The following is a 26,554-nucleotide window of genomic DNA, read 5'->3' as shown; positions in this document are numbered from 1 at the left end:
ATGCGGTTCCGACATCTCGCGAGAGGGGTCAGGACCAGACGGCGCATAGGCGGTTCATCAGCCGTTGGCTGAGTTGGATCCGGTCTGCCGGCCCCGCGTCATGGTTTGCGCCGAATAAGGGGCGCTATGGGTTGCACGCCGCCTGCGGTTCTCAGCGAGGCTCGCCGTCCTAGACCACTGGCGACAGGTCGACATGATACCGTCTTGGGTCCGTGGGATCGATCAACACGCGCAGTTCACGCCCGGCCAGTTTCTCGGAAGGGTCGACCCAGATCGGGTCGCTCTCGAACCGCCGAAGGCGTCCTGTAACCGGGTCGGTCGCCTGCGCCACGACGCGGAAGGGATGCTCGCCATTGCGCGAGCGGCGCGTATCGCGAAACGCATGAAGGAAGCTGGCCTTGATGGGCCTTCCGCTCGTCAGCAGACGGGAGACCTTCTTTCGTCGCCGAAGCTCGATGAGCAGCAGCGTGCCGCCCAGAAGGGTGAAGATCGCCCCCATGCCCAGGAAGATGGTCGAAAGTCCCCGTCGCCCCCAGAAATCGTCGACCGTGGCGTGAGATATCTGCCGCCGGTCGTAAAGGACCGGAACCGTATCGCCGACGGCGAAGCGTGGCGGATTGGTGCGGACGGTTTCGCTGAACTCGTGGCGCCGCCCGTCCTCGGTTCGGAAGGCGACGACCGCCGAATAGCTGACCCCTGACGATCGCGTCCTGTCCCGGTCGTGGTCGACATGGCGAACCAGGTCCACAACCACACCCGATGTTCGCACCGCCCGATCGCTGAAACCCCGGTCGCTGACCAGCAGGAAGCCCGCAACGGCCAAGAAGATCAGCCCGATCCCGCCAAACAGGCCGCCGACCCAGAGGAAAATGCTCTTCATGGCGACAGGGTGCCCCTTGCAGGCCCGCCATGGCAACCGCTGAAACGCCATCCACGAGGCCGAGACATCAAGTCGTCTTGCCGGTTCACCTCCCGCTCCGGTATCGGTCAGGCATGACCAAGGATGGCAGACCTTCTCGCGTTCACGATGTTCGCCTGTTTCACGGCGGCCGCAACCAGTACTTAAAGAATTGTCCCGGCGCTTGGGCTTTCGGGCGTCGACTGGCCTGGTGGTTGAACGGCCTAGACGTCAGCGTCGGCAGTCACCCGGCAGTCTATATCCACTTCACGTCCGAGATCGCGGCCGGACAGGTCGAGATCGCCCCGCCGAACAGTTTTCGCGAGGACTGGTGGTGGCGCGACGTTCATGTCGGCGTGCCGGCGGACTTCCTTCCCCATGACGGCGATCCGAGGCTTTCGACAGGGATCGTCGCGGCCCTATCGGCCCTGGCCCCGCATGAGCGGCCCCATATCGACGAGGCGGCGCGGATCGCGGCCGAGGCCGGGGACGAATGCCAGTTCCTCATCCGGTCCAAGGACACGGCGAAACACGTCATCGACGTGTCCACCACCATCGGCTTCCCAAAGCCTTCGCGAATGATTGTCTCGCTAACGGACAAGGCGACGGGCGCCTATCTGGAAGCCCCGCCCGTGGCCATGAAGGGCTATGATGACGCGGTCAGTTTGGCGGGCAAGGTCAAGGTGACCAACAAAGCGGTCGCCGTCGCATCGCGCGTCTCAACGCCCGCCCAGATCATCACGCAGCAATACGGCGCCGATTACCGATGGTCGGTTGACGACTTCTCGCCCGCTGCGACGCCCACTCGATCCGGCTTGCTGAAGTTCCGCTGACGCCAGCCAAAGGCCCGCCCGGCAAGCGGCGCGCTCGTTGGCGTCGGGGATAAGGTCGCGGGCGACCTTTGTTCATTGTCCGGGCTGCGACAGACGCCACCACGGCTTCCACGGCGTCAGGTGATGCTCATGGTGGCGGCCGAAGTGAAAGCAGGTGAGCAGAGACAGGATGGGGCCAAAGGCGCTGGTGCGGGCGTTGTGGTGATCGGGAAAGGCGTCGTCCGTGTGACGATGCGGCAGCCAGGTGCCGAAGGTGAACAGCTGCAGGGCGGACAGCAGGGCCGGCGCGGCCCAGAAGAGCAGCAGATTGGGTATGCCGGCGCCGAGGACGAAGACGGCGATGCAGACCAGGATCGTCAGGACGCCCATCTCGCGCCAGCCGAAATAGGTGCGAAAGAAGCCGTAGAACCACGGGGCGAAGGCGCGCGGGGCCTCGGCATGGAAGTCCGGGTCCTGGGCCGTGCCGGGCGCAGCATGGTGCGCGGAATGGGCGGTCTTCAACGGCATGAAGCGAAAGCCGGCGTACAGCCCCAACGCCAGGCTTCCGATCACCCCGTTCAGGCGGGGACGGCCGGGCGCCAGCGAGCCGTGCATGGCGTCGTGCGCCACGATGAACAGGCCGACGGACAGCCAGGTCTGGATCGCGACGATCACCGGCGCGATCAAAAGACTCCAAGCCGACCAGCGATGAAAATAGACGCCATAGATATGCAGGATCAGCCAGGCGGTCGCGATCAAGCCCGCCAGCGTCAGACTGATAAGGGCCTGATGCGCAACGGTCCGGGGCTCTGAGGACACGACGGCCATGGCGCGACACTTAGCGCATTTGGAGCCCGGAAACATCCTGTTCGCTTGCCGCATCGGTCGCCGCGTGCCACCTGTGGCAAATGCCGGCTGACGCCTCTGACACTTCCGCGCCGGACCTTCTGCTGGTCGGCGGCGGACTGGCCAACGGGCTGTTGGCGTTGCGGTTGTCGCAGGTTCGACCGGATCTGGATGTGCGCATCGTCGAAGCAGCCGACTCTCTGGGTGGCGTGCATACCTGGTCCTTTTTCGAAAGCGATGTGACCCAGGCCCAGCGTGCTTGGATCGCGCCGTTGGTCGTGCATCGCTGGCCGACGTACAGCGTCGGATTCCCACAGTTCGAGCGCGAACTCTCGACCCCCTATTGCAGCGTCACGGCCGAACGGTTCGCGGCGGTGTTGAGCGCGGCCCTGCCCGGAAAGATCGCCCTGGGGACGCCGGTGGTCTCGGCGTCGCCCAAAGAGGTCGTGCTGAAAGATGGGCGACGGTTGAAGGCGAGGGCCGTGATCGACGGGCGTGGGCCGACGGCGACGCCGGATCTGGCGCTGGGGTTCCAGAAGTTCGTGGGGCTGGAGGTGCGATTGGCGGCGCCCCATGGGCTGACTGCGCCCATCGTCATGGATGCTCGCGTCGATCAGGCCGGCGGCTATCGTTTCCTCTACACGCTGCCGTTCGACGCCAGGACCTTGCTGATCGAGGATACGCGCTACACCGACGGCCCCGAGCTGGATCGCGACGTGTTCCGGCAAGGGGTGCTGGATTATGCCGCCGGACGGGGCTGGGTCATCGAGGACGTGTTGCGGGAGGAGGACGGCGTCCTGCCCGTGGCCCTGGACGGCGACATCGGCGCCCATCTGACGCGGATGGGCTCGACGGCGCTGAGCGGTTTGCGCGCCGGCCTGTTTCATCCGACGACCGGCTATTCCCTTCCGGACGCGGTGCGCCTGGCGGACCGCCTGGCGAATGATTTCCAGGCCACGACCCTCGTCGCCGACATCCGTCGTCACGCCACCGACGTATGGGCCGGACGAGGTTTTTATCGGTTGCTGAATCGCATGTTGTTTCGCGCCGCGCGCCCTGACGAACGATACAGGGTGCTGGAGCGGTTCTATCGTCTGCCTCAGCCGTTGATCGAACGCTTCTACGCCGCCGGATCAACCGTCGCCGACAAGGTGCGGGTGCTCAGCGGCAAACCCCCGGTGCCCATCGGCGCCGCACTGGCCTGTCTGGTCGAAAAAGGACGTGCGTGATGCGAGCTGCAGTAATCGGGTCAGGGTTCGGGGGGCTGTCGCTGGCCATTCGGTTGCAGACGGCCGGCATCCAGACCACGGTGTTCGAGGCGCGCGACATGGCGGGCGGCCGCGCCTATGTCTTCAAGGACAAGGGCTATACGTTCGACGCTGGCCCCACCGTCATCACCGACCCCTCGGCCCTGGAGGAGTTGTTCGAGGCGGCCGGGCGCAAACTGTCGGACTATGTCGAGCTGCTGCCGGTCGCGCCCTTCTATCGGCTGTGCTGGGAGGACGGCGACGTCTTCGACTACGTCAACGATCAGGATGCGCTGGATCGCCAGATCGTCGCCCGCAATCCCGCCGACAAGGAAGGCTATCGCAAGTTCCTGGCCTATTCGCAGGATCTGCTGAAGGAAGGTTATCTGAAGCTGGGGGCCGTGCCGTTCCTCGACTTCGCCAGCATGGTCAAGGCGGCGCCGGAATTGATGCGGCTGCAGGCCTGGCGGTCGGTCTATGACAAGGTCGCCAGCTTTGTTCAGGACGAGCACCTGCGTCAGGCGTTCAGCTTCCATTCCCTGCTGGTGGGCGGCAACCCGTTTGCGACCTCATCCATCTACGCCCTGATCCATGCGCTGGAGCGGCGCTGGGGCGTATGGTTCCCGCGCGGCGGCACCGGTGCGCTGATCCAGGCGATGGTGCGCCTGTTCCAGGACCTGGGGGGCGAAATCCGTCTGAACAGTCCGGTCGAGCGCATCACAATGGCGAACGGCCGGGCGACCGGCGTGGTCGTGGGCGGCGAGACGCTGGCGTTCGACATGGTCGCCTCCAACGCCGATGTGGTGCACACCTATCAGCGTCTGCTGGGCCAGGAGCCGAGGGGCCGCAAGGAGGGGGCGCGCCTGGCGGGCAAGCGGCACTCCATGTCCCTGTTCGTCATCTATTTCGGCCTGAAGCGGGTCCATCCCGAGGTGCGCCACCACACGGTGCTGTTCGGGCCGCGCTATCGCGAACTGATCGGCGAAATCTTCAAGGGACCGGATCTGCCCGACGACTTCTCCCTGTATCTGCACGCCCCGACACGCACCGATCCGTCGCTGGCGCCGGACGGTTGCGACGCCTTCTATGTTCTGGCGCCCGTGCCGCATCTGGCCTCGGCGGATATCGACTGGGCGGTCGAGGGGCCGCGCTATCGCGATCGGATTCTGGCCTATCTGGAGCAGCATTACATACCGGGCCTGACGGCGGATATGGACACCTGCCGCATCTTCACGCCGGTGGATTTCCGCGACCAGTTGAACGCCCACCAGGGGTCGGCCTTCTCCCTGGAGCCGATCCTGACGCAGAGCGCCTATTTCCGGGTGCATAACCGCGACGATCAGATTCCCAATCTCTACTTCGTGGGGGCCGGAACCCATCCGGGCGCCGGAGTGCCGGGGGTGGTCGGCTCGGCCAAGGCCACCGCCGGCCTGATGATCCAGGACGCCAGGCAGCCCGCATGACCGACGCCGTCCTGGACCACAGCCGCCAGTCGATGGAGCAGGGCTCCAAAAGTTTCGCCGCCGCCGCGCGGCTTTTCCCGGCGGCGATCCGGGACGACGCCTGGATGCTCTATTCCTGGTGCCGGCATTGCGACGACGAGATCGACGGCCAGGTGCTGGGTCACGGCGCGGTAGGCATCGATCCCGTCCTGGCGGGCGAAAAACTGGCGGAACTACGGGTCCGCACGGCGGCGGCCTTGGCCGGAGAACCTCAGGCCGACCCGGTCTTCACCGCCTTCCAGCGCGTCGCCACGCGCCACGGCATCCCCGCCGACGAGGCCATGGACCTGTTGCAGGGGTTCGAGATGGATGTGGTGGGGCGGCGTTACGACACGCTGGAGGACACGCTGGACTATTCCTATCACGTCGCCGGCGTCGTCGGCGTGATGATGGCGCGCATCATGGGGGTGGAGGACGCGCCCACCCTGCGGCGGGCGCAGGACCTGGGGCTGGCGTTCCAACTGACGAACATCGCCCGCGACGTGGTCGAGGATGCAAGGGGCGGGCGGGTCTATCTGCCCGGCGCCTGGCTGGACGAGGCGGGCGTGCCGCGCGACCAAGTGGATCAGCCCCAGCACCGCGCGGCCGTCGCCCGTACGGCCCAGCGCCTGGTCGCGGCGGCCGAGCCCTTCTACGCCTCCGCCCGGTGGGGGCTGCGTGATCTGAATCCGCGCTCGGCCTGGGCGATCGCCACGGCGCGCGGCGTCTATCGGGCGATCGGTCGCCATGTCTCGCGCGCCGGGCCCGCGGCCTGGGACGGTCGGACGTCGGTCGACAAGGCGGGCAAGCTGATGCTGCTGGGGCGCGGGGGACTGATCGCCCTGTGGTGCAAGACGCTGGACAATTGGCGAGAACCGCCGCCGCGTCCGGCCCTGTGGACCCACGTCTGAAGGGTCAGCGCGCCGCCCGCCGCCGTTCCAGAGCAAGGGACGCCGCCAGACCCGCCAGACCTAGGCCGGTCAGAATCGCCCAGCCGGCGAGCACGCCGGGCGCGAACTCAGCCCGCCAAATCACGGCCTGATAAGCCTCGATGGCCCAGGCGTGCGGCGTGATCCAGCCCAGGGCGCGGAAGGCCTCGGGCATAAGGAAGCGCGGCGCCATCGACCCGCCCAGCGCCGCCAGCAGCAGGACGACGAAGGTGGTCAGGGGCTGAGCCTGCTCGCGCGATCGACACGCCGCCGTCAGCGCCAGGGCCAGACCCGCCGCCGAGAAGCCCACCAGCAGGGCCGTCACGACCGCCGCTCCGACCTGCCAGGGCGCGAGGTCGGGCAGTCTGGCCCAGGCCGCGACGAAGACAGCGGCCGATTGCATCACCCCCACGACCGTCAACCATGCGGCCCGCCCCATCAGGATCGGCGCCAGGCCGCCTCTCGCCAGGGCCAGCCGCGCCTGCAGACCCGAGCGTCGCTCGTCCAGACCGCCCATCGCCCCGTGCATGGCGGCGAAGAAGACGAACATGACACTGACCGCCCCGGCGTAATAGGCGGCCTGGACATCGCCGCTCGGCCCCACCTGAACCCTCGCCACGCGGGCCATCGGCGGCGCGACCTGGCCGGACAAGGCCGCCACCATCGGCTCAAGCCGCGCCTGAAGCGCCGCCGCCGCCACGTCCCGACCCGCAGCGGACAAGACCACGATCTGGGGCGGACGTCCGGGCGAGGGGCGGATCAGGACGCCGGCGTCCGCCCGTCCGTCGATCACCGACCGTTCCAGGTCTTCTGCCCGCTCGACGGTGCGGAGCCGGGCGCCCATGTCGCGCGCCAGGGCGTCGTGCATCGCCGCCGTGACCGGGGTGCGCGCCGCATCGTGCAGGACCACCGACGTGTCGATCTCGCCCCGCGCGCCCGCGCCGAAGATGGCGGCGAACAGCAGATAGACCAGGGGCGGCAGCAGCAGGGTCAGCACGACCCCGGCCCGGTCACGCCAGAATCCCCTGGCCCATGCGCCAGCGACGGCCATCATGACGGGACCCCCGACAGATGTGCGACCAGATCGTCCAGCCCCGGGCGCCGAACGGCGATTTCACCGCCCTCGCCATCGACCACGGCGGCCAGCATCTGGGCGACGGCGAGCGCGTCCTCGCAGAGGCGTCGCCACTCCAGTCCATCGTTCGCCAGGGTCAGTCCGGCCTGGCCGAACCATTGGATGGCGGCGGGCGAGGCCGGTCGCGTCAGGCGAATGTTCAGCAACTGCGCCGCGCCGAACGCCTGGCGCAACAGCATGTTCGGCGCGCCCTCCGTCAACAGCCGACCTTGCGCCAGAATGCCGATCCGGTCCGCCGTGTCGGACACGAAGATCGCGTCGTGGCTAATCAACAGGCAGCCGGCGCCCGCCGTGACCGTTTCGCGCAGGGCGGCGGACAGCACGCCGCGGGTGGCGGCGTCCACCCCTTCGGTCGGCTCGTCGGCGATCAGCAGTCGCGGCTGTCCGACCAGGGCGGCGCTCAGGTTTGCGCGCCTTCGCCATCCGCCGGACAGGGTGCGCACCGGCTGATCCGCGCGCGGACCGCAGCCGGTCAGGTCGAGGGCGCGATCCACCGCCGCGCGACGGTCCTTGCGCGCGACCCCGCACAGCCGCGCCGTCACCGCGACGTTCTCGCGCGGCGACAGGGCGGGAAACAGGGCGCTGTCCTGCGGGGCCAGGCCGATGCGCGCGCGCGTCGGGGTTCCGTCGCCCACCGCCACGCGGCCACGCCGCACCGGCAGCAGACCGCAGGCGACGCGGGCCACCGTGGACTTGCCCGCGCCGTTCGCGCCCAACAGGGCGTAGACCTCGCCCGCGTTCAGGGTCAGGCTGAAATTCTCCAGCACCCGCCGGTCGTCATAGCCTGCGTCTATGTCGCCGAGCACCAGCGCCGGCGCCACGCTAGATTTCAAGATCGGCCTGCCGGAAGAGATCGAGGACATAGAAGGACAGGGGACTGTCGTGGCCGACCGCCGACGCCGCCTTGGCCAGGGACTGTCGCACCGCCGCGCGCACCCGCCCTTCGCCCCACAGATCGACGAAGGTGGTCATGTCCTGATCCTGACCCACGTCCTTGCCCAGGGCGCCCGTCGTCGAACAGGCGTCCAGCAGGTCGTCGCATAGCTGGAAGGCGAAACCCACCGCCTCGCCGAAGGCGGTCAGTCGGGCCAGGGCGTCTTCGTCGCCGCCGCCCAGCAGACCGCCGCCGCGCACCGTCGCCGCGAACAGGGCGCCGGTCTTCAGATTGTTGATCTGGCGCAGGGCGACGGCGTCGCGCGTGTCAGGGTCGTCGCGCAGGTCGCGCATCTGACCTTCGGCCAGACCCTCGAACCCGACGGCCTGCGTCAAATGGTCCAGGATGGACAGCCGCGTCTCGGCCGGCAGTCGGCTTTGCAGGATCAGCCGGGTGGACTGGTTCAGCAGGGCCACCGCCGCCAGAACGGCCGCATCCTCGCCGTGGCGGCGATGCAGCGTCGGCTGACCGCGCCTCAGGGCCGCGTCGTCCATGCAGGGCAGGTCGTCCAGCACCAGCGACGCCGCATGGACCATCTCCAGCGCGCAGCCGTAATCCAGGGCGTCGTCGGGGCTGCCGCCGACATGGGCCGCCGCCAACATGGCCAGCACCGGCCGGACCCGCTTCCCCTGTCCAAGCAAGGCTTCGCGCGCCGCAAGAGACAACAGGCCGTCCTGCGACGGCGCCAGCTCGTTCAGACGCGACTGCACCCGCAGCCGCAGATCGTCGGGCGTGCAAGGGTCGTAGGCAAGGGGCTGGGGCCTTACGTCGACGATCGCCATACAGATCTCCTGGTGTCGCCTGACCATCGCGTTGCGACGACGATCCGAACCTCTATGATCGCATACGGCATCACGACTGGTTCGGATGCAACCCGCCAGGAGCCGTTTCTGATGCCCACCGCCGCCGACGCCCTGATCCGGCGCAAGGACGAGCACATCGACCATGTCCGGGCCGGGCGCGGCGTCAGCCAGACGACTTCCGGGCTGGAGGCCGTCCGCTTCGTTCATGACGCCCTGCCGGATCTGGATCACGACGCCATCGACCTGTCGGCCCGCTTTCTGGGTCGAGACGTGGCGCTGCCCTTCCTGATCAGCTCGATGACCGGAGGTCCGTCGCGAGCCGAGGCGGTCAATGCGCGCCTGGCCGAGGCGTCCCAGGCGATGGGCGTCGTCCTGGCCGTCGGGTCGCAGCGGGTGGCGCTGGAAACGGACGGCGGGTCGGGCCTGGGGGCGGATCTGCGACGCCGGGCGCCCGATGCGATTATTTTGGCCAATCTGGGCGCCGTGCAGTTCGCCTTGGGTTACGGCGTGGACCAGGCCCGAGCCGCCATCGAGATGATCGGCGCCGACGCCCTGATCCTTCACCTGAACCCCCTACAGGAAGGCGTCCAGCCCGAGGGCGACCGCGACTGGCGCGGGGTGGCGCGCGGCATCGAACAGATCGCCGCCGCCTATCCGGGCCGCGTGATCGTCAAGGAAACCGGCGCCGGCCTGTCGGGCGCTGTGGCGCGTCGTCTGGCGGATATGGGGGTCGCCGCGCTGGACGTGGCGGGGGCGGGGGGCACGAACTGGGGCCTGATCGAGGGCGCGCGGGCGACGGGCGGCCGGGCCGAGGCGTTGGCCGCGCCCTTCGCCGGCTGGGGCGTTCCGACCGCACGCAGTCTGAGGGACTGCGCCCAGGCCGCGCCGGAGCTTGATCTGATCGGGTCGGGCGGAATCCGGGACGGCCTGGATGCGGCGCGGGCGATCCGGTTGGGGGCCTGCCTGGTCGGTCAGGCGGCAGGGGTGCTGGAAGCGGCCCTGACATCGACCGAGGCCGTGGTCGAGCATTTGGACCTGATGGCGGCCCAGCTGCGGCTGACCTGCTTCTGCACGGGTTCCAAGGACCTGGCCGCCCTGTCTCAGGCGCCGTTGCTGGAAGAGCCGCGCTTCTGAGACAGTTCGGCCTTCAGCGCCCGCGCCGAACGCACCCACAGAAAGCCGAATGAGACGCAGCCCTCACGGGTCCGCACGGCATGATGCAGGCGGTGGGCCTGGATTCGACGGGTCCAGAAGCCGGAACGCCCGTCGATCCCCGTCGGGAAACGCCGATGCACCAAGCCGTCGTGGAAGAAGAAATAGACCATGCCATAGGCGGTGACGCCCAGGCCGACCGGCAGGGCCCAGGCCCAGACGTGCAGGCCCAGCGCGATGAGAATGATCGCCGGGGCGGCGAACACCACGGCGAACAGATCGTTCTTCTCCAGGACCCCGTCGTGCGGTTCATGATGGCTTCGGTGCCAGGTCCACAGCAGGCCGTGCATGACATAGCGATGCATGGCCCAGGCGAACGCCTCCATTCCCAGAAAGGCGGCCAGGAAAAGCAGGATCATCATCGGCATCGACATCAGGGCATCATAGGCGGTTTGAGCCACGCCCGCCACGACTTGACCTGAGCGTCTGTTTGGCCGTCTGTGCGGCCATGCTGATGGACCTGCTCGTCACCACGCTCGCGCTCAGCCTAATCATCGGCCTGCGTTATCTGCTGGTCGGGGTTCTGACCCATTGGCTGCTGTGGACGGGGGCGGGCCGGGGACGCCAGTTGAACCACAAGGCGCCCGCCGCGAAACGCATACGCGCCGAAATCATCGCCTCGTTGATCTCTTGTCCGATCTACGCCCTGCCTGCGGCCCTGGTGCTGGAGCTTTGGAAACGGGGCGGGACGGCCATCTATGACGATATCAACGCCTGGCCGATTTGGTGGCTGCCAGCCAGCTTCGTCGTCTACATGCTGGCCCACGACGCCTTCTACTATTGGGTGCACCGGGGGCTGCATCACCCGCGCATCTTTTCCTGGGCCCATGCCGAGCACCATCGGTCGCGCGATCCCAGCGCCTTCGCCTCCTTCGCCTTCGATCCGGCCGAGGCCGTCGCCACAGCCTGGTTCCTGCCGGCCCTGGCGCTTTTCCTGCCGATCCATTGGGGCGTGGCCCTGGCGCTGCTGACCCTGATGACCGCCACCGCCGTGCTGAACCACGCCGGCCGCGAAGTCTGGCCCGCATCATGGCTTGGGCGGGCGCCCCTGCGCTGGCTGATCACCGCCACCCACCATGACGCCCATCACAAGCGGTTCAACGGCAACTACGGCCTCTATTTCCAGATGTGGGACCGCATGGCCTCGACCGAGATCACGGCGACCAAAGCCTCGATCACGGAAAAGCGGGCCGGCCTCACAGATTGGTCCGCGCCAGCTCCAGAACCTCGTCGCCACGACCGTTCATGATGGCCTTGAGCATGAACAGGCTGAAACCCTTGGCCTGTTCCTTCTTGATCTTGGGCGGGATGACCAGTTCCTGGCCGGCGGTGACCACGTCGACCAGGGCGGGGCCGGGATGGGCCAGGGCCTGGGCCACCGCATCCTCGACCTGATCCGAGGCCTCGACGCGGAAGGCGGTGACGCCCATCGCGCGGGCCATGGCGGCGAAGTCGGGGTTCTTCAGATCGGTGCCGACGTCCAGGAAGCCGGCGGCCTTCATCTCCATGGCCACGAAGCCGAGCGAGCCGTTGTTGTAGACCACCACCTTCAGCGGCAGCCCCAGCTGCGACAGGCTGATGAAGTCGCCCATCATCATGGTGAAACCGCCGTCGCCGGACAAGGAGATCACCTGGCGGTCGGGCGCGGCGGCCTGGGCGCCGACGCCCTGCAGCATCGCATTGGCCATTGAGCCGTGGTTGAACGATCCCAACAGGCGGCGCCGACCGTTCATGGTCAGATAGCGGGCGGCCCAGACGGTGGGGGTGCCGACGTCGGCGGTGAAGACGGCGTCCTGGTCGGCCAGCCGGTCGATCACGGCGGTCAGATACTGCGGATGGATGGGCCGGTCGGCCGGGGCGGGACGGGCCAGATCGTCCAGACCCTTTCGCGCCTCGGCATAGTGTTTGCGGGCGGCGTCGAGGAAACGCGACGAGCGATCCGCCCTCAGGTGCGGGATCAGGGCCGGAACCGTCTCGCCCACGTCGCCGACGATCCCTTGCGCCAGATGGGCCCGCTTGCCCAGCGCAGACGGGTCGCGGTCGATCTGGATGATCCTGGCGTCCGAGGGGTAGAAGTTGCGGTAGGGGAAGTCGGTCCCCAGCATGACCAGGGCGTCGCAGTTCATCAGGGCGTGATAGCCGGAGGAGAAGCCGATCAGGCCGGTCATGCCCACGTCATAGGGATTGTCCCATTCAACGTGCTCCTTGCCGCGTAGGGCGTGGACGACCGGGGCCTGAAGCGCGTCGGCCAGGGCCAGAACCTGGTCATGGGCGCCGGCGCAGCCGCTGCCCGCCAGGATGGCCACCTTGTCCGCCCCGTTCAGCAGCTGGGCCGCCTGGGTCACGTCGCTGAGCGCGGGGCTGATGCGCGGCCGGGCGGGGGCGGACCAGTCGGGCGAGGCGCCGTCGGGGGCGCGGGCCAGGGCGACGTCGCCGGGCAGGACGATCACCGCCACGCCGCCCTTGCCAACGGCCGTGTTCAGGGCGCGGGCCAAGACGCCGGGGATCTGGGCCGGATTGGACACCAGCTCGCAGAAGTCGCTGCACTCGCGGAACAACTCCTGCGGATGGGTCTCCTGGAAATAGCCCAGGCCGATCTCGGACGACGGGATGTGGGCGGCGATGGCCAGGACCGGAACCCGGTTGCGATGACAGTCGAACAGGCCGTTGATCAGATGCAGGTTGCCCGGGCCGCAGCTGCCGGCGCAGACGGCCAGCTCGCCCGTGACCGCGGCCTCGGCCCCGGCGGCGAAGGCGGCGGTCTCCTCGTGGCGGACGTGCATCCACTCGATCTGGTCGAAGCGGCGCAAACTGTCGTTCAGGCCGTTCAGGCTGTCGCCCGTGACGCCCCAGATACGCTTCACCCCGGCCGAGGCCAGGGTCTGGGCCAGAAGGTCCGCGACGGTCATCGCCATGGTCGGCTCCCGATGGGTCGGTTGGTGATCGAGGGGCGCGCCAGGCGTCCCGTTCAGCTTAACAATGCGCGGGATGGCGTTCGGCTGCCTGCGATCTGTCGTCCCGCGCCGAACCGGCTATGGTGGGGTCATGACTCGGGCTGCGGCATGATCAAATACATCGGCTCCAAGCGCGCCCTTCTAGGCCATGTGACGGGAGCGATCGCCGGCGTCCTGCCGGACGGCGGGCGGGTCTGCGACCTGTTCTCGGGCACGGCGCGGGTCGGTCATGCGCTGAAGAAGCAGGGGTTCCAAGTCTGGTCGAACGACGTCAACGCCTATGCCCACGTCCTGGCCGCGACCTATGTGCAGGCGGATCGGGGGCGGTGGATCGAGCGGGCGGAGGCGGTGCTGGCGGAGCTGAGAACCGTCACGCCGCAGGCCGGCTGGTTCACCCAAGCCTTCTGCCGCGACGCCCGCTACTTCCATCCCGACAACGGCGCCCGCATCGACGGGGTGCGCGACCGGATCGAGGCGATGGGGCTGGAGCCCGAGCTGAAGGCCATCGCCCTGGTCAGCCTGATGGAGGCGGCGGATCGGGTCGATTCCACCGCAGGCGTGCAGATGGCCTATATGAAGCAGTGGGCGCCGCGCGCGCTGAAGCCGCTGGTGCTGAGGACGCCCGATCTGCTCCCGGCGGTGGTGGGCGGCCCGTGTCGGGCGACGCAGGGCGATGCGGTCGAAATCGCCGATCAGGTGGAGGCCGATCTGGTCTATCTGGACCCGCCCTATAACCAGCATTCCTACCTGGCCAACTACCACTGCTGGGAGAGCCTGGTGCTGTGGGATCGGCCCGAGACCTATGGGGTGGCCAACAAGCGGGTGGACGTGAAGACGCGCAAGAGCCCCTTCAACAGCCGCCCCGGCATCGGCCCGGCGCTGCGGTCGGTGATCGAACGGGTCAGGGCGCCGAACCTGATCGTGAGCTTCAACGACGAGGGGTATCTGAGCCGGGCCGAACTGGTCGAGATGCTGTCCGCGCGTGGCCATGTGCAGGTGATCGAGGTGGCCCATCCCCGGTATGTCGGCGCCCGCATCGGCATCCATAACCCCAAGGGCGAGAAGGTGGGGCAGGTCGGGCGGCTGAAGAACGTGGAGCATCTGTTCGTGGTCACGGATCGGCCCGTGGCCCTGCCGGTCGCCGCATAAGTGTTGTAAAAACAACAGCCGTTCCTCTGGAACGCGAATCGCGGGCCGCCGTTCTGGAGGGATGGAACCGCGCTTCGACACCGCTCGCATCAAGCCCCGGACCGACGCTGACGGCGTGGGCGGCGGTCGGATCGCACCTGCCGAGGCGCGGTCGTGGGCGCCGACGGCGGATGCGCCGCGCGTGGCGAGCGCCGACTGGACCTGGGCGCCGAAGCCGATCGACAACCGCCCGACCTTCACCCACAACGCCGCCCGCTACAGCCGCCCGGCCGAAGCGGTGGAGCCTGTCGAACACATCGACCTGGAGCCAGAGCTGACGCCGCCGCCGCGCTGGATGATGATGGTGGCGGGCGCGGCCGTTGCGGCCCTGCTGGGCGCCCTGTTGGGCGGATTCATGCACATCTGACGCTGGGCGTCAGACCCCTGCCAAAAGGGCGCGGATCGGGGACCAGCTGCGCCGATGGGCGGGGCAAGGTCCCATCTCTTTCAAGGCGTGCTGGTGGATCGGCGCATTGTAGCCCTTGTGGCTGGCGAAGCCGTAGCCGGGGTACTGGGCGTCCAGTTCGACCATCAGACGGTCGCGCGCCGTCTTGGCCAGAATGGAGGCCGCCGCAATCGACAGGGACAGGCCGTCGCCGCCGACCACGGTCTGGATTTCGCAGGGCAGTTTGAAGCGGTAGTTGCCGTCCACCAGGGCCGCGACCGGCTGGACCTGCAAGGCCTCGATGGCGCGGCACATGGCCAGGCCCGTGGCGTGCAGGATGTTCAGTTCCTCGATCTCCTCCACCGAGGCGAAGCCGACGCCCCAGGCGATGGCGCGGGCCTTGATCTCCGGTTCCAGGGCGGCGCGGCGCTTTTCGGTCAGGGCCTTGGAGTCATCGATGCCGGGCGGCAGGTCGTCAGGGTTCAGGATCACCGCCGACGCCGAAACCGGGCCGGCCCAAGGGCCGCGTCCCGCCTCGTCCACGCCGCAGACATGGCCCTCGACGCGCTGGAGCAGCACCGTCTCGAGCGCGAGGGTGGGGAAGGCCTTGGAGTTTGAGTGGGCTTTAGCCATGGCCCGCCATCGCACGAACCTGGGCGTGACGGAAGCAGGTCGTCTGGTGATCGTTGGCCATGCCCACCGCCTGCATGAAGGCATAGACGATCACCGGGCCGCAGAAGTTGAAGCCGCGCTTCTTCAGGGCCTTGGCCATGGCTTGGGACTGTTCCGTCTGGGTCGGGGCCTGGCGATAGTCGGCATGGGTCGTCTGAATCGGTTCGCCGCCGACGAAGGACCACAGCCAGGCGGAGAAGTCTTCGCCGTCATCGCGCATCTCCAGCCAGATCTGGGCGCCCCGGATGGCGGCGGCGATCTTGGCGCGCGAACGGATGATGCGGGGGTCGTTCAGCAGGCGCTGGATGTCGTCCTCGCCATAGCGGGCGACGATCTCGGGGTCGAAGCCGTCGAAGGCGTCGCGAATGCCCTCTCGCTTTCGCAGAATGGTGATCCAGGCGAGGCCGGCCTGAAAGCCGTCCAGGATCAACTTCTCCCATAGGGCGCGCGGATCATATTCGGGCACGCCCCATTCGGTGTCGTGATAGGCGATATAGAGCGGGTCGGTGGTCCCGCACCAGCCGCAGCGGCCTTCGGCATGTGAATCGGTCATGGCGTCATGTTGCCAGTCTGTTCCGGTGGAAAAAAGGGCGGGGTTGGAGACGCGGCGGCGAAAAAGAACGTCTGAATTGTCTCAATCGTCTGAAATCGGGGCGGCGGGCGTAATTGCACTGCACCTGGGAAAACAGTGCAAAGTGCAAGAGGGTGCAATTGGGGAGGGGCCGAGTTGGACGGTAAAAAAACAGTCCAACGAGTCCAATGAGTCCAAGTTTTCTTCTCCTCCGGTCCTGAAGCACGCATTGTAAGGGGGGTGGGAGGAGGGGATGGTTGATTGACGCTGATGGTGGATAAATTGCGGAAATCGTGATGAATTTTTTCGGCGAATAGGATGGCCGGCCAGAAGATTCGCTATCGGCGCCCTTCTCTCGCTGGGAGAAGGCTTGAGCGCACGGCGGCGATAGCCGGCGTTCTTGCGCGAAAGGGTCAGGGTTAGATCGTGCGAACTGGCCCACTGGCCGACCCTCATCCGACCCTGCGGGCCGCCTTCTCCCAATGGGAGAAGGAAGCACGTGTGGATGGATCAGTCCCGCACCAGCCCACCGTCGACGACCAGGTTCTGGCCCGTCACCGCGCGGCTCCAGGGGGAGGCGAAGAACAGGACGGCGTCGGCGAATTCTTCAGGCGTGGTCACCGAGCGCAGGGGCGTCATGCCGGCGATCAGGTCGAACACGGCCTCGGGCGTGGCGGCGCTGGCGTCGGTGGTGCGCAGCAGGCCGCCCGAGACCATGTTGACGGTGATGCCGTCGGGCCCCAGGTCGCCGGCGGCGGTGCGGGTCAGGGACAGAAGCGCGGCCTTGGCGGCGGTGTAGTCGTGATAGGGCACGACCGGGTTCTGGAACAGGTTGGTGCCGATGTTGACGACGCGGCCAAACCGGCCAGCGGCCATGCCGGCGGCCGCAGCCTGGATCAGATTCAGGGCGCCACGCACCACGGTCGAGAACTGCCGGTCCATCTCGCCCCAGCCGATGGCGGTCATCTGGGATCGGGCGTCGCCGTTGAAGCTGTAGTCCAGGGCGTTGTTGACCACGGTGGTGACGGGGGCGCCGAAACGGCCTTCAGCCGCGGCGACCATGGCGTCCACGGCGGCGCGGTCGGTCACGTCGGCCTGAAGGGCGATGGCGCGCTCGCCGATCTCGGCGGCCAAGGCGTTCGCCGCCTCGCCGCTGTTCCTCCAGTTGATGACGACGCGGGCGCCTTCACGGGCGAAGGCGCGCACGCAGGCGGCGCCGACGCCGCGCGCGCCGCCGGTGACGAGGACGATCTGGTCGGCGATCTTCATGGGGCGACTCAAGGCTGGGAGGAAGGAAGCACGTCCTCGCCCATCCAGGCGGGTTTGCGCAAGCGCACGGGGCGGCCGTCCACGGTCAGGTCGCCGTCGATTCGGTCGATCCGCAGCAGGGCCATGGCGGAACCGTCGCGACCAGACAGCACCTCGCCCGCGCGCAGTTCGCCCTTCAGCACCTCGGCGCCGAAGGCGGGGGGCGGCCCGTCGAAATCCAGCGGCAGCATCCGGTTCTTGATCGCGCCTCGCCGCTTCATGCGCGAGGTGGTCTCCTGGCCCACGAAACAACCCTTGTGGAAGTCGATGCCGTTCAGCAGGTCGAAATCGGCCTCGATCGGATAGGTCTTGTCCTGGGGCGCGTCGCCGGTCGGATCGGGCAGGCCGATAGACAGGCGGTGGGCGTCATAGTCGGCCTGACCGGCGTCGGCGGTCGCGTCGCCGCCATAGAGGCGACCGCCCATCAGCGGGGTGCGCGGGTCGGGCATGAAGCCGGCGGGCGCATCCGGCCAGGCGGCGAAGACGGGGCGGTCGTCGGCGGCGACCTGAACCCTGGCGCGCAGCCTATACATCGTCAGCCGCTGCAACAGGGCGTCGCGGCGGTCGGCGGCCACGTCCAGCAGAACCTCGTCGCCTTGACCCAAGATGAACAGGTCGAACAGCAGCCGGCCGGGCGGGGAGAGCAGGGCGCCGAACCGCAGTTGGCCGTCGGCCAGCGTCTCGACGTCTTGGGTCAGCAGATTGTGCAGGAAGGGCTTGGCGTCCTGGCCCGTGATCGAGATCAGGGCGCGGCTGTCGAGACGGGCGATGGGCATGACGGCTAGATAGGGTGCTGAGAGCGTTTCTCAAACCACCGCATAGCGCGCCGTGACGCCATCGGGCTGGAAGTCGTGTTCGGCCAGCTTGTCCAGGGATCGGATGACGCGCGCGACGAAGTCCTGCGGATCGCCCGCTTCCACGGCGGGGCGCAGCCAGTCGGTGACGATGGCGCGCGCCGGATAGGCACCGACCGGGCCGGGGACGCTGAGCGCGACCTCGATCCCCTCGGCGATCCAGCCCGCCACGGTGACGAAAAGGTCGGTAGAAGCCAGGAAGTCCGAGCGGCGCAGGACATACAGGGTGATGATCCCGTCCTCGATCCCGTCGGGCCGCACGATCACGCCGCTGCGGTCCGGGCGCCAGGCCTCGTCCAGTTCGATCACGCGCCACAGGCAGAACCAGATGCGACAGGTGTTGGGCCGGATTTCGTGAACCGAACAGCCGGCGCCGTCGACGCAATAGGCGCAAAGCTCGCCGGTCGGCTTGGCCAGTTCCGGCAGGTCCAGCGGAATGACCCGGCAGCATTCGACGCAACCGCCGCAGGTCCGGCCGGGGAGGAGGGGAAGGCTCACCCCAGCGCGCGTTCAAGCTGGGCGATGCGGCGGTCCATGTCGGCGACGACCTGCTCAAGTCGGGCCTTTTCCGACGCCATGTCGATGGGGGCGCCGTCCTCGTAGGTCAGGGTCGCGCCCTTGGCGATCAGGTCCAGCCGGTAGATGGCCGTGACGCGCTGGGCCTTGAAGCGGTCCAGGGCGGCGGTCGCGGCGGGGTCGGCGGCGGAAGGGGGCGTCTGGCTCATGCGCGTCGCTGTAACGCACGACGTCCGCCTGTGGAAACAGTCGTTTGGCGCTGAACCTGAGATAGAATCCCTGTAGTCCTGATTTCATGATCGGGCGGTTCCCCATCCTGTATATCGCCGAGGCCGACGCCGAGGACGCGATCTTGTCGTCCGGCGTCCTGGCGCATCTGGTCGACAGCCTGCCGCAGGCGAGCTTCACCATCGTCGGATCGGCCGCCAGCGCGCCGCTGTTCGCCGACACGCCGCGCCTGGCCAGGACCATCGTGCTGGAGCGCGAGGGCCATTTCGAATGGATCGCCCTGTGGAACCAGGTGCGGGGCGCCAAATGGGGTCTGGTCGTGGACATGCGCGGCTCGGACCTGTCGGGCAAGCTGAGGCGCGAGCGGCGGGCGGTGCGCGGCAAGACGCCGGCCGGCCTGCACGCGGTCGAGGCGGCGGCGGCGGTGCTGAAGCTGGAGCCGGAGGAGACGCCGGGCCCGCGCCTGTTCTTCTCCGACAAGACATTGGCCGAGGCCAGGGCGCTGTTCCCGGCGACCGGGGGCGAGGGGCCGATCCTGGCGGTCGGACCGGGCGTGGAATGGATGGGAAAGCGCTGGCCGGCCGAACGCTACGCCAAGGTGGCGACCAAGCTGTTGGCCGACGACGGGCCGCTGGCCGGCGGGCGGCTGATGATCGTGGGCGAGGAGGTGGATCGCGAGGCGGCCCACACCATCCGCTACGCCGTGCCGCGCGCGCGGGTGATCGAACTGCAGGGGAAACTGACGCGACTGCAGACGGCGGCGGCGATCTCTCAGGCGGCGCTCTATATCGGGGCGGATTCGATATGGACGCATCTGGCCGTGGCGGCTGGCGCGCCGACCATCGCCGTTTTCGGGCCCTCGGACGAGACGACACGCGGCCCATGGAAGGGCCAGGCGGTGCGCGGACCGCGCAGCTATCAGGAGTTCAAGGCCCTGGACCCCCGCCTGAACCAGGCCATCCAGCACATGATGGACCTGCCGTGGGAGCGCGTGCTGAAGACCGCGATGCGGATGCTGGCGACGCGGGGGTAAGCATCCCCTTTTTCGTTCATCCCGGCGAAAGTCGGAACCCAGCGGCTTTCCCTGAGACAGCCGTTGGGGGCGAGATCGGGTCTGCAATGTGCCGCATCTTGCGCCCAAAGGTCTGGGCGCCGGCTTTCGCGCGGATGTGCGGAGCGTTAGAACCCAGCCACCCATTGCGCAGGAGCCCGCCCCATGACCCCGACCTATGACCTGATCGTGCGTGGCGGCGAGGTGGCCAATCACGCCGGGCGCGGCCTGGCCGATGTCGGCGTCATCGACGGCAAGATCGCCTTCATCGGCGACCTGAGCCAGGCCTCGGCCGGAGAGGTGTTCGACGCGACGGGCCTGACGGTCCTGCCCGGCGTCATCGACACCCAGGTCCACTTCCGCGAGCCGGGGCTGGAGTGGAAGGAAGATCTGGAGACCGGATCGCGCGCGGCGGCCCTGGGCGGCGTCGTCGCCGTGTTCGAAATGCCGAACACCAATCCCAACACCACCGACCCCGACACCATGGCCGACAAGCTGGCGCGGGCGAAGGACCGGATGTGGACGGACCACGCCTTCTACGTCGGCGGCACGCACGAGAACGCCGACTATCTGGCCGAGCTGGAGCGGCTGCCCGGCTGTTGCGGGGTCAAGGTCTTCATGGGCGCCTCGACCGGGGACCTGCTGATCGCCGACGACGAAGGGGTGAGGAAGGTTCTGTCCAATGTGCGCCGCCGCGCCACCTTCCACTCCGAGGACGAATACCGGCTGGTCGAGCGGCGGGGCCTGGCCCGCACCGGCGACTGGACCAGCCACCCCGAGGTGCGCGACGCCGAGAGCGCCATCCGCTCGACCCGGCGTCTGGTCGGTCTGGCCAAGGAGACGGGCGCCCGCATCCATGTGCTGCACGTCACGACCAAGGACGAGATGGAGTATCTGCGCTTCCACAAGGACGTCGCCACCGTCGAGATCACGCCCCAGCACCTGACCCTGGTCGGGCCGGAAGCCTATGAGCGGCTGGGCAGCTACGCCCAGATGAACCCGCCGATCCGGTCGCAGGAGCATGTGGACGCCCTGTGGCTGTGGGGGATGCAGCAGGGCGTGGCCGATGTGCTGGGCTCGGACCACGCGCCGCACACCAAGGAGGAAAAGGCCAAACCCTATCCGGCCTCTCCGTCCGGGATGCCGGGGGTGCAGACGCTGGTGCCGCTGATGCTGACGCATGTGGCCAACGGGCGGCTGTCGCTGGAGCGTTTCATCGACCTGACCTCGGCGGGCGCGCAGCGGGTGTTCGGCACGGCCAACAAGGGGCGGATGGCCGTCAGCTATGACGCCGACCTGACCATCGTCGATCTGAAGGCGAAACGGACGATCACGCACGACCAGCAGGCGACGCGCTGCGGCTGGACCCCGTTCGACGGGGTGGAGGCGACCGGCTGGCCGATGGCGACCATCGTGCGCGGGCGGGTGGTGATGCAGGACGGCGAACTGATCGGATCGGCGCACGGGCGGCCGGTGCGGTTCATGGAGACGCTGTGAGGGAAACGCTCGGCCTGATCGGCTTCGGCGCCTTCGGGCGGCTGACGGCGCGGCATCTGTCGTCCTGGTTCGACATCCTCGCCCATGATCCGGCGGCGACGGACGGCGAGGGCGTGGCTGCGCTGACCGACCTGGCGACCGCCGCCGCCTGTCCCACGGTGGTGCTGGCCGTGCCGGTCGAGGCGCTGGAGGCGACGCTGATCGCCATCCGCCCGCATCTGGCGCCCGACGCCCTGGTGATCGACGTGGGGTCAGTGAAGGTGAAGCCGGCGCAGGCGATGGACGCCCTGCTGCCGCCCGGCGTACGGATCGTCGGCGCCCATCCGCTGTTCGGCCCCCAAAGCGGCAAGGACGGCATCGCTGGCCTGAGGATCGCCGTCTGTCCGGTGCGAGAGGCTGCGGACGCCCGCCGCGTCGCCGCCTTCTGCCGCCTCGCGCTGGGTCTGAAGGTGTTTTTGGTCACGCCGGAGGAGCATGACCGCGAGGCCGCCGTGGTCCAGGGCCTGACCCATCTGATCGCGCGGGTCCTGCTGAACATGGAGCCGTTGCCGACGCGGATGACGACGGCCAGTTTCGACCGGCTGATGCAGGCCGTCGACATGGTCCGCTACGACAGCCCCGCCGTCTTCCGCACCATCGAACGCGACAACCCGTTCGCGGCCGAGGTGCGGGAGCGGTTCTTCGTGCTGGCGGATGAGGCCCGGGGAGAGGTGGGCGTTGCAGATTAAGCGACCATCGGTATGGTCAAGCCATGGCGCTGCCCATCAAACGAAATACGAAACGTGCGCTGATCGTCACAGCAGCTTTGATGATTGTCGGCTTACTGACATTAAGTCTGACAACCACACGTCCCCCAAGCCGCGCTTTAGCCGATGAGATTGATCGGTCGCTTGAGCAAGACCCGTGCATTGGCTCGGTCGAACGCTGGCCGTCGCGGTACTATGGTTGGCGGCCAACTTCTTGGTTCTGGGCGAATGACATTCGAGGGTTGCTTTGGATGGTGAGCGGCCCTTGGCTTGGGTCCGATACCTCCAAAGTCAGTGTTCGTCTCTATAGGGGTGCATCGAGTGAGGACTACCCGGCGGGGCGTCATTTGCTCCGTGCGGATCAGGATAAGCTTTCGCTCGATAGCTCAAAATTTCTATTCGCTTCTGGTACATACGATGTGCGCACACGCCAAGTGAGGGGTTGGACGTGCGGGCCTAGTGACTACCCAGTCGTTGCTTCCATCACATTTCATTCGCCCGAATAAACGCCCCCACATCCTCCGCCACGCCCGGCGCGAGCGGCAGGGCCGGATCGGCGTAGGTGGCCATGTTGGCTGCGCGGTCGGCGGGGGCGGTCTTGAGGAGGTGGTTGACGCCGTCCCAGAGTTTCAGCGTCGCCTTGGGGTCGGCGGCGGCCAGGGTCTGGGCGTCCGTGACGCCGATCTGGAGGTCGGTGGTTCCCTGACCGATGAAGACGGGGCCGTCATAGGCGGCGAGCAGGGCGGCGGGGTCCAGCGGCAGCCACGAGATCAGATAGGGCTGGACCGAGGGCCGGAACAGGGCCGCCAGAGCGGGCGGCGCATCGGCGACGGTGCGTCCGGCCTCCAGTTCGCTGAGGGCGGCGAAGGCCTGGGCCTTCAGCGGTTCCGGCAGGCCGTTATCCAACTGTTCGCGCAGGACCACGCCCGCCGGACGCCCGGCGCCCGACAGCAGGATCAGGCCGCAGACCTTGTCGTCGCCGCCCTCGACCGCCTTCACGGCGACCAGCGCGCCCTCGCTGTGGCCGATCAGCCAGGCGCAGGGCTTGCCCGCGCGCGATGCGGCCTCAGCCGCCCAGGCGCGGGCGTCTGTGGAATAGTCGGTGAAGCGGAGCGCAGCCTCATCCCCGCCCGCCGCCGCGCTCTGGGCGACGCCGCGCTTGTCGATGCGGACGGTGGCGATCCCTTGCGCCGCCAGACCCTCGGCCAGCAGGCGATAGGTTCCAGCCCGGACGCCCATCGGGCTGTTTCCATCGCGGTCGGTGGGCCCTGATCCGGGCAGGATCACCGCCACCGCGCTGGGGTTCTCGGGCGTCAGCAGCACGCCATGCAGCGGCGCAGGCTGGGCGGGCAGGGTGATCGCGGTCGCGACAGGCGCGCTGGTCAGGGCGGCGGCGAGGATCAGGCTCAACATGATCGGTGTCCGTTTGCGAAGGGTGTCAGAAGGGCTGGCGGTCGGGATCGGTGAGCCAGACGCGCCAGCTTTCGAAGACGGCGATCAGGCTGATGACGATGGCGCCGACGGTCAGGGCGGTGAGGCCGAAAGGCTGGGGCGTGACAGGGGCGGCGATCAGGCCGCACAGCCCGATCAGGAAGAATAGTCTTCCGGCCAGCCGATTGGACCGATCCCACGCCCGGCGGCTCTTGTAGGCCCATGGTGTGCGAACCCCGACGAAGGGATTGGGCGACACCCGGCCGAGGAAGGCGCCGACGCCGGCCAGGACCAGCGACAGGCCGCCCATCATGACGCCGCCGCGCGTCTCGACACCCGTTTGCCCCAGACTTGTTTGCCCAAGACTGGCCCAGGCGATGAGAACGCCCAGGACCGTGACGGTGAACAGGCCGATACCCTGTCCGATCCTGAGCGACCGATTTCGAGGCTGATCGCCCGTCGCTTCGGCCCGCACGGCGCCAAGGCCCAGCCCCGCGCACACGATCAGCCCCAGAAAAGCCATCCCGCCCAGCGTCAGGGCCAGTTCGGTCCGGTCCGACCAGCGATCCGGTTGCAGGTCCGGGCCGAAATGCACCGGAACCGGCGTTGTCGGGCCGTTCAAACCGACATGCAGGGCGAAGGCGCCCTGAAGCGTGAAGATCGCAACGGTCAGATAGTCCAGCAGCGACAGGCGGTCCTTCATCCACGATTTCCTTCAGTCTTGGTGATGGGGATGGCGGAGGGTTTCCCCGTGCCGGCGATGTCCATCAGGAAGGCCATGGCCTCCTCGACGGCGGAAATCTCCAGGCGATAGCGGATGGTCTGGCCGTCGCGTTCGGGGCTGACCAGGCCGGCCTCCTTCAGGGCGTTGAGGTGGCCGGTGATGGTGGGCCAACTCATGTCGAAGGCGGCGGCGATGTCGCCGGAGGCCAGAGGGCCGGCGCGCAGCATCGCGATTATGCGGCGGCGGACGGGATGGGACAGGGCCTTGAACACGGTGTTCATAGGCTCATCCCTAATTAGGAACTTGCCTAAATGCAAGTCGTGGATCGGTGGTTGGCGGAGGCTTTTTGAAATGATGACGAGGCAGGGGCGGCGCGGCACATGGCCGAGGATGACGCCGGTGTGTGGGCCGCGCGCCTGTCAGATCGAGAAGCTGACGCCGCAGCCGCAGCTGGAGGCGGCGTTGGGGTTTCTGACGACGAACTGGGCGCCGGCCAGTTCGTCGACGAAGGCGATCTCTGCGTTCTTCAGGAAGGGGACCGAGACGGGATCGACCAGGGCCGCCTGGCCGTCGCATTCGACGCGCAGGTCGTCGTCCTGCGCCGCCTCGACCAGTTCGAACCGATACTGAAAGCCCGAGCAGCCGCCGCCGTCCACGGCGACGCGCAGCAACAGGGTCTTGCCCTCGGCGGCGCCTAGCCTGGCCAGGCGCCTGGCGGCGCCGGCGGCCAGGGTGATGCCCTCCGGCGCGCGTGTGGCGACGGAGAAGGCGGGTGTGGATGGTTCTGTGGATTGGACGGTGCTCACGCGTGTCTATATGAGGCGCGTGCGGCCAATCGCAAAGGGTCGCCCGCTGCAAAGTTGATCCGTTGAGCCATTCAGACCGCGCGACCTACTCAGAACGCCCCGAACTGACCCTGGGCCGCCGCTTCTTCGAGCCGCCCAGCCGCACCCGGACGCCCTTCGCCCGCGATCGCGACCGCATCATCCATGCAACGGCGTTTCGTCGGCTGAAGGAGAAGACCCAGGTCTTCGTGGCGCACGAGGGCGATCATTACCGCACCCGCCTGACCCATTCGCTGGAGGTGGCGCAGATCGCGCGGTCGCTGGCCCATGCGCTGAGGCTGGACGACGATCTGGCCGAGACCATCGCCCTGGCCCACGACCTGGGCCATCCGCCCTTCGCCCATGCGGGCGAGGACGAGCTGGTGGTGCAGATGGCGAGCTATGGCGGCTTCGACCACAACGTCCAGAGCTTCCGCGTCGTGACGGAGCTGGAGAACCGCTATCCGCAGTTCGACGGGCTGAACCTGAGCTGGGAGACGGTCGAAGGGGTCATCAAGCACAATGGCCCTGTGTCGCACCGGCTGGAGGAGCTGGCCTGGTCGGTGGTGCGGCCCTATGCGGCCGGGGGCGAGGCGGGCTGGGACCTGCGGCTGGACACCTTCGCCTCGTTGGAGGCCCAGTGCGCCGCCATCGCCGACGACATCGCCTACAACAACCACGACGTGGACGACGGGGTGCAGGCGGGGCTGTTCACCCTGGCGGACCTGGCCCAGGTGCCGCTGATCGGGCCGATGCTGGCCGAGGCGCGGCGCGACTGGCCCGAAATCGACGAGCGGATGCTGCGGATCGAGGCCGTGCGGCGCATGATCGGTGTGATGGTCGAGGACGTGCTGGCCGAGACGCAGGCGCGGCTGGAGCAGGATCGGATCGTCACGACCGAGGATGTGCGAACGGCCAAGCGGACGATGGTGGACTTTTCGGCCGGGATGCACGCCGACCTGGCGATCCTGAGGAAGTTCCTGTTCGAGCGGATGTATCGCCATTACCGCGTCAACCGCACGCGCAGCCAGGCGCGGCGGGTGCTGTCGCAACTGTTCGAACTGTTCATGGCCGAGCCGGAGGTGATGCCGCCGGAATGGGGCGAGCCGGCTCTGACGCAGGACCGGACGCGGCGGGCGCGGGCCGTCTGCGACTATATCGCCGGCATGACCGACCGCTATGCGATAGAAGTCCACCAGAAATTGTTCAGCCTCGACCTGGCGCTCGATCTGTGATTCGAAAGACGGACGCGGGGGCGTAAAGTGAACGTTCGGCGCCCGATTCGCGCCGGACAGACGGCGGAGCGCG

General features: G+C 68.0%; 29 protein-coding genes. 12 read left to right on the top strand and 17 right to left on the bottom strand.

Features of this window, described 5'->3' with window-relative positions; translation table 11 throughout:
* Positions 1-169 precede the first annotated feature (169 nt).
* A complete protein-coding gene (locus ACYX4P_RS15195) occupies positions 170-880 on the bottom strand; it encodes a DUF3592 domain-containing protein (RefSeq protein ID WP_248118784.1) in 711 nt (236 codons plus the stop codon).
* Between the two features lie 113 nt (positions 881-993).
* Here ACYX4P_RS15195 and ACYX4P_RS15190 point away from each other — a divergent pair, with 113 nt between their 5' ends.
* Positions 994-1,731, top strand: a complete 738-nt coding sequence (locus tag ACYX4P_RS15190) for a hypothetical protein (RefSeq protein ID WP_248118785.1) — start codon at positions 994-996, stop codon at positions 1,729-1,731.
* A 72-nt stretch (positions 1,732-1,803) separates the two neighbouring features.
* Here ACYX4P_RS15190 and ACYX4P_RS15185 read toward each other — a convergent pair whose 3' ends face one another.
* Positions 1,804-2,538 carry a fatty acid desaturase gene (locus ACYX4P_RS15185; RefSeq protein WP_248118786.1) on the bottom strand — a complete coding sequence of 245 codons (735 nt, stop codon included), beginning with the start codon at positions 2,536-2,538 and terminating at the stop codon, positions 1,804-1,806.
* A gap of 80 nt (positions 2,539-2,618) precedes the next feature.
* Here ACYX4P_RS15185 and crtY point away from each other — a divergent pair, with 80 nt between their 5' ends.
* From crtY to ACYX4P_RS15170, 3 genes are read left to right on the top strand one after another with little or no spacing between them, the layout of a single operon-like run.
* Positions 2,619-3,785 carry a lycopene beta-cyclase CrtY gene (gene crtY, locus ACYX4P_RS15180; protein ID WP_248118787.1) on the top strand — a complete coding sequence of 389 codons (1,167 nt, stop codon included), beginning with the start codon at positions 2,619-2,621 and terminating at the stop codon, positions 3,783-3,785.
* Positions 3,785-5,266 (top strand): phytoene desaturase, encoded by a 1,482-nt coding sequence (locus ACYX4P_RS15175; RefSeq protein WP_248118788.1) that lies wholly within the window; start codon positions 3,785-3,787, stop codon positions 5,264-5,266. Before crtY ends, ACYX4P_RS15175 begins: the two co-directional genes overlap by 1 nt.
* Complete coding sequence (locus ACYX4P_RS15170) at positions 5,263-6,195, top strand: phytoene/squalene synthase family protein (protein WP_292049339.1); 933 nt, start codon at positions 5,263-5,265, stop codon at positions 6,193-6,195. The genes ACYX4P_RS15175 and ACYX4P_RS15170 overlap by 4 nt, the downstream gene beginning before the upstream one ends.
* 4 nt (positions 6,196-6,199) lie before the next feature.
* Here the strand turns inward: ACYX4P_RS15170 and ACYX4P_RS15165 are convergent, their stop codons facing one another.
* Genes ACYX4P_RS15165 through ACYX4P_RS15155 form a run of 3 tightly spaced genes read right to left on the bottom strand, consistent with a single transcriptional unit; the run spans position 6,200 to position 9,064 of the window.
* Positions 6,200-7,267 (bottom strand): ABC transporter permease, encoded by a 1,068-nt coding sequence (locus ACYX4P_RS15165; protein ID WP_248118789.1) that lies wholly within the window; start codon positions 7,265-7,267, stop codon positions 6,200-6,202.
* Positions 7,264-8,181 (bottom strand): ABC transporter ATP-binding protein, encoded by a 918-nt coding sequence (locus ACYX4P_RS15160; protein WP_248118790.1) that lies wholly within the window; start codon positions 8,179-8,181, stop codon positions 7,264-7,266. The genes ACYX4P_RS15165 and ACYX4P_RS15160 overlap by 4 nt, the downstream gene beginning before the upstream one ends.
* On the bottom strand, positions 8,171-9,064 hold the full coding sequence (locus ACYX4P_RS15155; RefSeq protein WP_248118791.1) for a polyprenyl synthetase family protein: 894 nt from the start codon (positions 9,062-9,064) through the stop codon (positions 8,171-8,173). Before ACYX4P_RS15155 ends, ACYX4P_RS15160 begins: the two co-directional genes overlap by 11 nt.
* A 111-nt stretch (positions 9,065-9,175) precedes the next feature.
* Here ACYX4P_RS15155 and fni point away from each other — a divergent pair, with 111 nt between their 5' ends.
* Positions 9,176-10,219, top strand: a complete 1,044-nt coding sequence (fni, locus tag ACYX4P_RS15150; protein ID WP_248118792.1) for a type 2 isopentenyl-diphosphate Delta-isomerase — start codon at positions 9,176-9,178, stop codon at positions 10,217-10,219.
* Here the strand turns inward: fni and ACYX4P_RS15145 are convergent.
* Positions 10,186-10,671 carry a sterol desaturase family protein gene (locus ACYX4P_RS15145; protein ID WP_248118793.1) on the bottom strand — a complete coding sequence of 162 codons (486 nt, stop codon included), beginning with the start codon at positions 10,669-10,671 and terminating at the stop codon, positions 10,186-10,188. The genes fni and ACYX4P_RS15145 overlap by 34 nt on opposite strands.
* An 80-nt stretch (positions 10,672-10,751) precedes the next feature.
* Here ACYX4P_RS15145 and ACYX4P_RS15140 point away from each other — a divergent pair, with 80 nt between their 5' ends.
* Positions 10,752-11,546: a sterol desaturase family protein gene (locus tag ACYX4P_RS15140; RefSeq protein ID WP_248118794.1), complete on the top strand. Its 795-nt coding sequence runs from the start codon at positions 10,752-10,754 to the stop codon at positions 11,544-11,546.
* On the opposite strand, the gene poxB is transcribed toward ACYX4P_RS15140, so the two are convergent.
* A complete protein-coding gene (poxB, locus tag ACYX4P_RS15135) occupies positions 11,494-13,212 on the bottom strand; it encodes a ubiquinone-dependent pyruvate dehydrogenase (RefSeq protein WP_248118795.1) in 1,719 nt (572 codons plus the stop codon). The genes ACYX4P_RS15140 and poxB overlap by 53 nt on opposite strands.
* A 147-nt stretch (positions 13,213-13,359) precedes the next feature.
* Here poxB and ACYX4P_RS15130 point away from each other — a divergent pair, with 147 nt between their 5' ends.
* Positions 13,360-14,400 carry a DNA adenine methylase gene (locus ACYX4P_RS15130; protein ID WP_248118796.1) on the top strand — a complete coding sequence of 347 codons (1,041 nt, stop codon included), beginning with the start codon at positions 13,360-13,362 and terminating at the stop codon, positions 14,398-14,400.
* Between the two features lie 61 nt (positions 14,401-14,461).
* The gene (locus ACYX4P_RS15125) at positions 14,462-14,806 is read left to right on the top strand and encodes a hypothetical protein (RefSeq protein ID WP_248118797.1); all 345 of its coding nucleotides are present in this window, start codon (positions 14,462-14,464) and stop codon (positions 14,804-14,806) included.
* A 9-nt stretch (positions 14,807-14,815) separates the two neighbouring features.
* Here ACYX4P_RS15125 and ACYX4P_RS15120 read toward each other — a convergent pair whose 3' ends face one another.
* The 6 genes from ACYX4P_RS15120 to ACYX4P_RS15095 all read right to left on the bottom strand — a co-directional run bounded on the left by ACYX4P_RS15120 (position 14,816) and on the right by ACYX4P_RS15095 (position 18,954).
* On the bottom strand, positions 14,816-15,457 hold the full coding sequence (locus ACYX4P_RS15120; protein WP_248118798.1) for a ribonuclease HII: 642 nt from the start codon (positions 15,455-15,457) through the stop codon (positions 14,816-14,818).
* The gene (locus ACYX4P_RS15115; RefSeq protein WP_248118799.1) at positions 15,450-16,049 is read right to left on the bottom strand and encodes a DNA-3-methyladenine glycosylase I; all 600 of its coding nucleotides are present in this window, start codon (positions 16,047-16,049) and stop codon (positions 15,450-15,452) included. The genes ACYX4P_RS15120 and ACYX4P_RS15115 overlap by 8 nt, the downstream gene beginning before the upstream one ends.
* A gap of 528 nt (positions 16,050-16,577) precedes the next feature.
* Complete coding sequence (locus ACYX4P_RS15110; protein WP_248118800.1) at positions 16,578-17,336, bottom strand: 3-oxoacyl-ACP reductase; 759 nt, start codon at positions 17,334-17,336, stop codon at positions 16,578-16,580.
* An 8-nt stretch (positions 17,337-17,344) separates the two neighbouring features.
* A complete protein-coding gene (ygfZ, locus tag ACYX4P_RS15105; RefSeq protein WP_248118801.1) occupies positions 17,345-18,151 on the bottom strand; it encodes a CAF17-like 4Fe-4S cluster assembly/insertion protein YgfZ in 807 nt (268 codons plus the stop codon).
* A gap of 30 nt (positions 18,152-18,181) precedes the next feature.
* Positions 18,182-18,727, bottom strand: a complete 546-nt coding sequence (locus ACYX4P_RS15100; RefSeq protein WP_248118802.1) for a hypothetical protein — start codon at positions 18,725-18,727, stop codon at positions 18,182-18,184.
* On the bottom strand, positions 18,724-18,954 hold the full coding sequence (locus tag ACYX4P_RS15095) for a hypothetical protein (RefSeq protein WP_248118803.1): 231 nt from the start codon (positions 18,952-18,954) through the stop codon (positions 18,724-18,726). Before ACYX4P_RS15095 ends, ACYX4P_RS15100 begins: the two co-directional genes overlap by 4 nt.
* Before the next feature lie 86 nt (positions 18,955-19,040).
* On the opposite strand from ACYX4P_RS15095, the gene ACYX4P_RS15090 reads away from it, so the two are divergent.
* The 3 genes from ACYX4P_RS15090 (at position 19,041) to ACYX4P_RS15080 (ending at position 22,249) form a co-directional block, all read left to right on the top strand.
* Positions 19,041-20,006 (top strand): glycosyltransferase family 9 protein, encoded by a 966-nt coding sequence (locus ACYX4P_RS15090; protein WP_248118804.1) that lies wholly within the window; start codon positions 19,041-19,043, stop codon positions 20,004-20,006.
* A 183-nt stretch (positions 20,007-20,189) separates the two neighbouring features.
* Positions 20,190-21,521, top strand: coding sequence for a dihydroorotase (locus tag ACYX4P_RS15085; RefSeq protein WP_248118805.1), 1,332 nt, complete (start codon positions 20,190-20,192; stop codon positions 21,519-21,521).
* Positions 21,518-22,249 (top strand): prephenate dehydrogenase/arogenate dehydrogenase family protein, encoded by a 732-nt coding sequence (locus tag ACYX4P_RS15080; protein WP_248118806.1) that lies wholly within the window; start codon positions 21,518-21,520, stop codon positions 22,247-22,249. The genes ACYX4P_RS15085 and ACYX4P_RS15080 overlap by 4 nt, the downstream gene beginning before the upstream one ends.
* Before the next feature lie 501 nt (positions 22,250-22,750).
* Here the strand turns inward: ACYX4P_RS15080 and ACYX4P_RS15075 are convergent.
* From ACYX4P_RS15075 to ACYX4P_RS15060, 4 genes are all read right to left on the bottom strand, one after another.
* Positions 22,751-23,680 carry an alpha/beta hydrolase gene (locus tag ACYX4P_RS15075; RefSeq protein WP_248118807.1) on the bottom strand — a complete coding sequence of 310 codons (930 nt, stop codon included), beginning with the start codon at positions 23,678-23,680 and terminating at the stop codon, positions 22,751-22,753.
* A 25-nt stretch (positions 23,681-23,705) separates the two neighbouring features.
* A complete protein-coding gene (locus ACYX4P_RS15070) occupies positions 23,706-24,401 on the bottom strand; it encodes an SdpI family protein (RefSeq protein WP_248118808.1) in 696 nt (231 codons plus the stop codon).
* Complete coding sequence (locus tag ACYX4P_RS15065) at positions 24,398-24,703, bottom strand: metalloregulator ArsR/SmtB family transcription factor (protein ID WP_248118809.1); 306 nt, start codon at positions 24,701-24,703, stop codon at positions 24,398-24,400. The genes ACYX4P_RS15070 and ACYX4P_RS15065 overlap by 4 nt, the downstream gene beginning before the upstream one ends.
* A 138-nt stretch (positions 24,704-24,841) precedes the next feature.
* Positions 24,842-25,159 (bottom strand): HesB/IscA family protein, encoded by a 318-nt coding sequence (locus ACYX4P_RS15060; RefSeq protein WP_248119138.1) that lies wholly within the window; start codon positions 25,157-25,159, stop codon positions 24,842-24,844.
* Positions 25,160-25,290: 131 nt separating this feature from the next.
* On the opposite strand from ACYX4P_RS15060, the gene ACYX4P_RS15055 reads away from it, so the two are divergent.
* Positions 25,291-26,481: a deoxyguanosinetriphosphate triphosphohydrolase gene (locus ACYX4P_RS15055; RefSeq protein ID WP_476069924.1), complete on the top strand. Its 1,191-nt coding sequence runs from the start codon at positions 25,291-25,293 to the stop codon at positions 26,479-26,481.
* Positions 26,482-26,554 lie beyond the last annotated feature (73 nt).

The organism is Brevundimonas sp. ABV4_179 (assembly GCF_056311945.1).
This window is presented reverse-complemented; position numbering and strand designations above follow the sequence as displayed.

Coding starts and splice junctions, on each gene's coding strand:
- fni (WP_248118792.1), top strand. CDS start 9,176: ATGCCCACCGCCGCCGACGCCCTGATCCGGCGCAAGGACGAGCACATC.
- ACYX4P_RS15130 (WP_248118796.1), top strand. CDS start 13,360: ATGATCAAATACATCGGCTCCAAGCGCGCCCTTCTAGGCCATGTGACG.
- ACYX4P_RS15125 (WP_248118797.1), top strand. CDS start 14,462: ATGGAACCGCGCTTCGACACCGCTCGCATCAAGCCCCGGACCGACGCT.
- ACYX4P_RS15070 (WP_248118808.1), bottom strand. CDS start 24,401: ATGAAGGACCGCCTGTCGCTGCTGGACTATCTGACCGTTGCGATCTTC.
- crtY (WP_248118787.1), top strand. CDS start 2,619: ATGCCGGCTGACGCCTCTGACACTTCCGCGCCGGACCTTCTGCTGGTC.
- ACYX4P_RS15110 (WP_248118800.1), bottom strand. CDS start 17,336: ATGAAGATCGCCGACCAGATCGTCCTCGTCACCGGCGGCGCGCGCGGC.
- ACYX4P_RS15120 (WP_248118798.1), bottom strand. CDS start 15,457: ATGGCTAAAGCCCACTCAAACTCCAAGGCCTTCCCCACCCTCGCGCTC.
- ACYX4P_RS15175 (WP_248118788.1), top strand. CDS start 3,785: ATGCGAGCTGCAGTAATCGGGTCAGGGTTCGGGGGGCTGTCGCTGGCC.
- ACYX4P_RS15140 (WP_248118794.1), top strand. CDS start 10,752: ATGGACCTGCTCGTCACCACGCTCGCGCTCAGCCTAATCATCGGCCTG.
- ACYX4P_RS15075 (WP_248118807.1), bottom strand. CDS start 23,680: ATGTTGAGCCTGATCCTCGCCGCCGCCCTGACCAGCGCGCCTGTCGCG.
- ACYX4P_RS15115 (WP_248118799.1), bottom strand. CDS start 16,049: ATGACCGATTCACATGCCGAAGGCCGCTGCGGCTGGTGCGGGACCACC.
- ACYX4P_RS15185 (WP_248118786.1), bottom strand. CDS start 2,538: ATGGCCGTCGTGTCCTCAGAGCCCCGGACCGTTGCGCATCAGGCCCTT.
- ACYX4P_RS15095 (WP_248118803.1), bottom strand. CDS start 18,954: ATGAGCCAGACGCCCCCTTCCGCCGCCGACCCCGCCGCGACCGCCGCC.
- ygfZ (WP_248118801.1), bottom strand. CDS start 18,151: ATGCCCATCGCCCGTCTCGACAGCCGCGCCCTGATCTCGATCACGGGC.
- ACYX4P_RS15195 (WP_248118784.1), bottom strand. CDS start 880: ATGAAGAGCATTTTCCTCTGGGTCGGCGGCCTGTTTGGCGGGATCGGG.
- ACYX4P_RS15090 (WP_248118804.1), top strand. CDS start 19,041: ATGATCGGGCGGTTCCCCATCCTGTATATCGCCGAGGCCGACGCCGAG.
- ACYX4P_RS15190 (WP_248118785.1), top strand. CDS start 994: ATGACCAAGGATGGCAGACCTTCTCGCGTTCACGATGTTCGCCTGTTT.
- ACYX4P_RS15165 (WP_248118789.1), bottom strand. CDS start 7,267: ATGATGGCCGTCGCTGGCGCATGGGCCAGGGGATTCTGGCGTGACCGG.
- ACYX4P_RS15155 (WP_248118791.1), bottom strand. CDS start 9,064: ATGGCGATCGTCGACGTAAGGCCCCAGCCCCTTGCCTACGACCCTTGC.
- ACYX4P_RS15065 (WP_248118809.1), bottom strand. CDS start 24,703: ATGAACACCGTGTTCAAGGCCCTGTCCCATCCCGTCCGCCGCCGCATA.
- poxB (WP_248118795.1), bottom strand. CDS start 13,212: ATGGCGATGACCGTCGCGGACCTTCTGGCCCAGACCCTGGCCTCGGCC.
- ACYX4P_RS15170 (WP_292049339.1), top strand. CDS start 5,263: ATGACCGACGCCGTCCTGGACCACAGCCGCCAGTCGATGGAGCAGGGC.
- ACYX4P_RS15145 (WP_248118793.1), bottom strand. CDS start 10,671: ATGTCGATGCCGATGATGATCCTGCTTTTCCTGGCCGCCTTTCTGGGA.
- ACYX4P_RS15085 (WP_248118805.1), top strand. CDS start 20,190: ATGACCCCGACCTATGACCTGATCGTGCGTGGCGGCGAGGTGGCCAAT.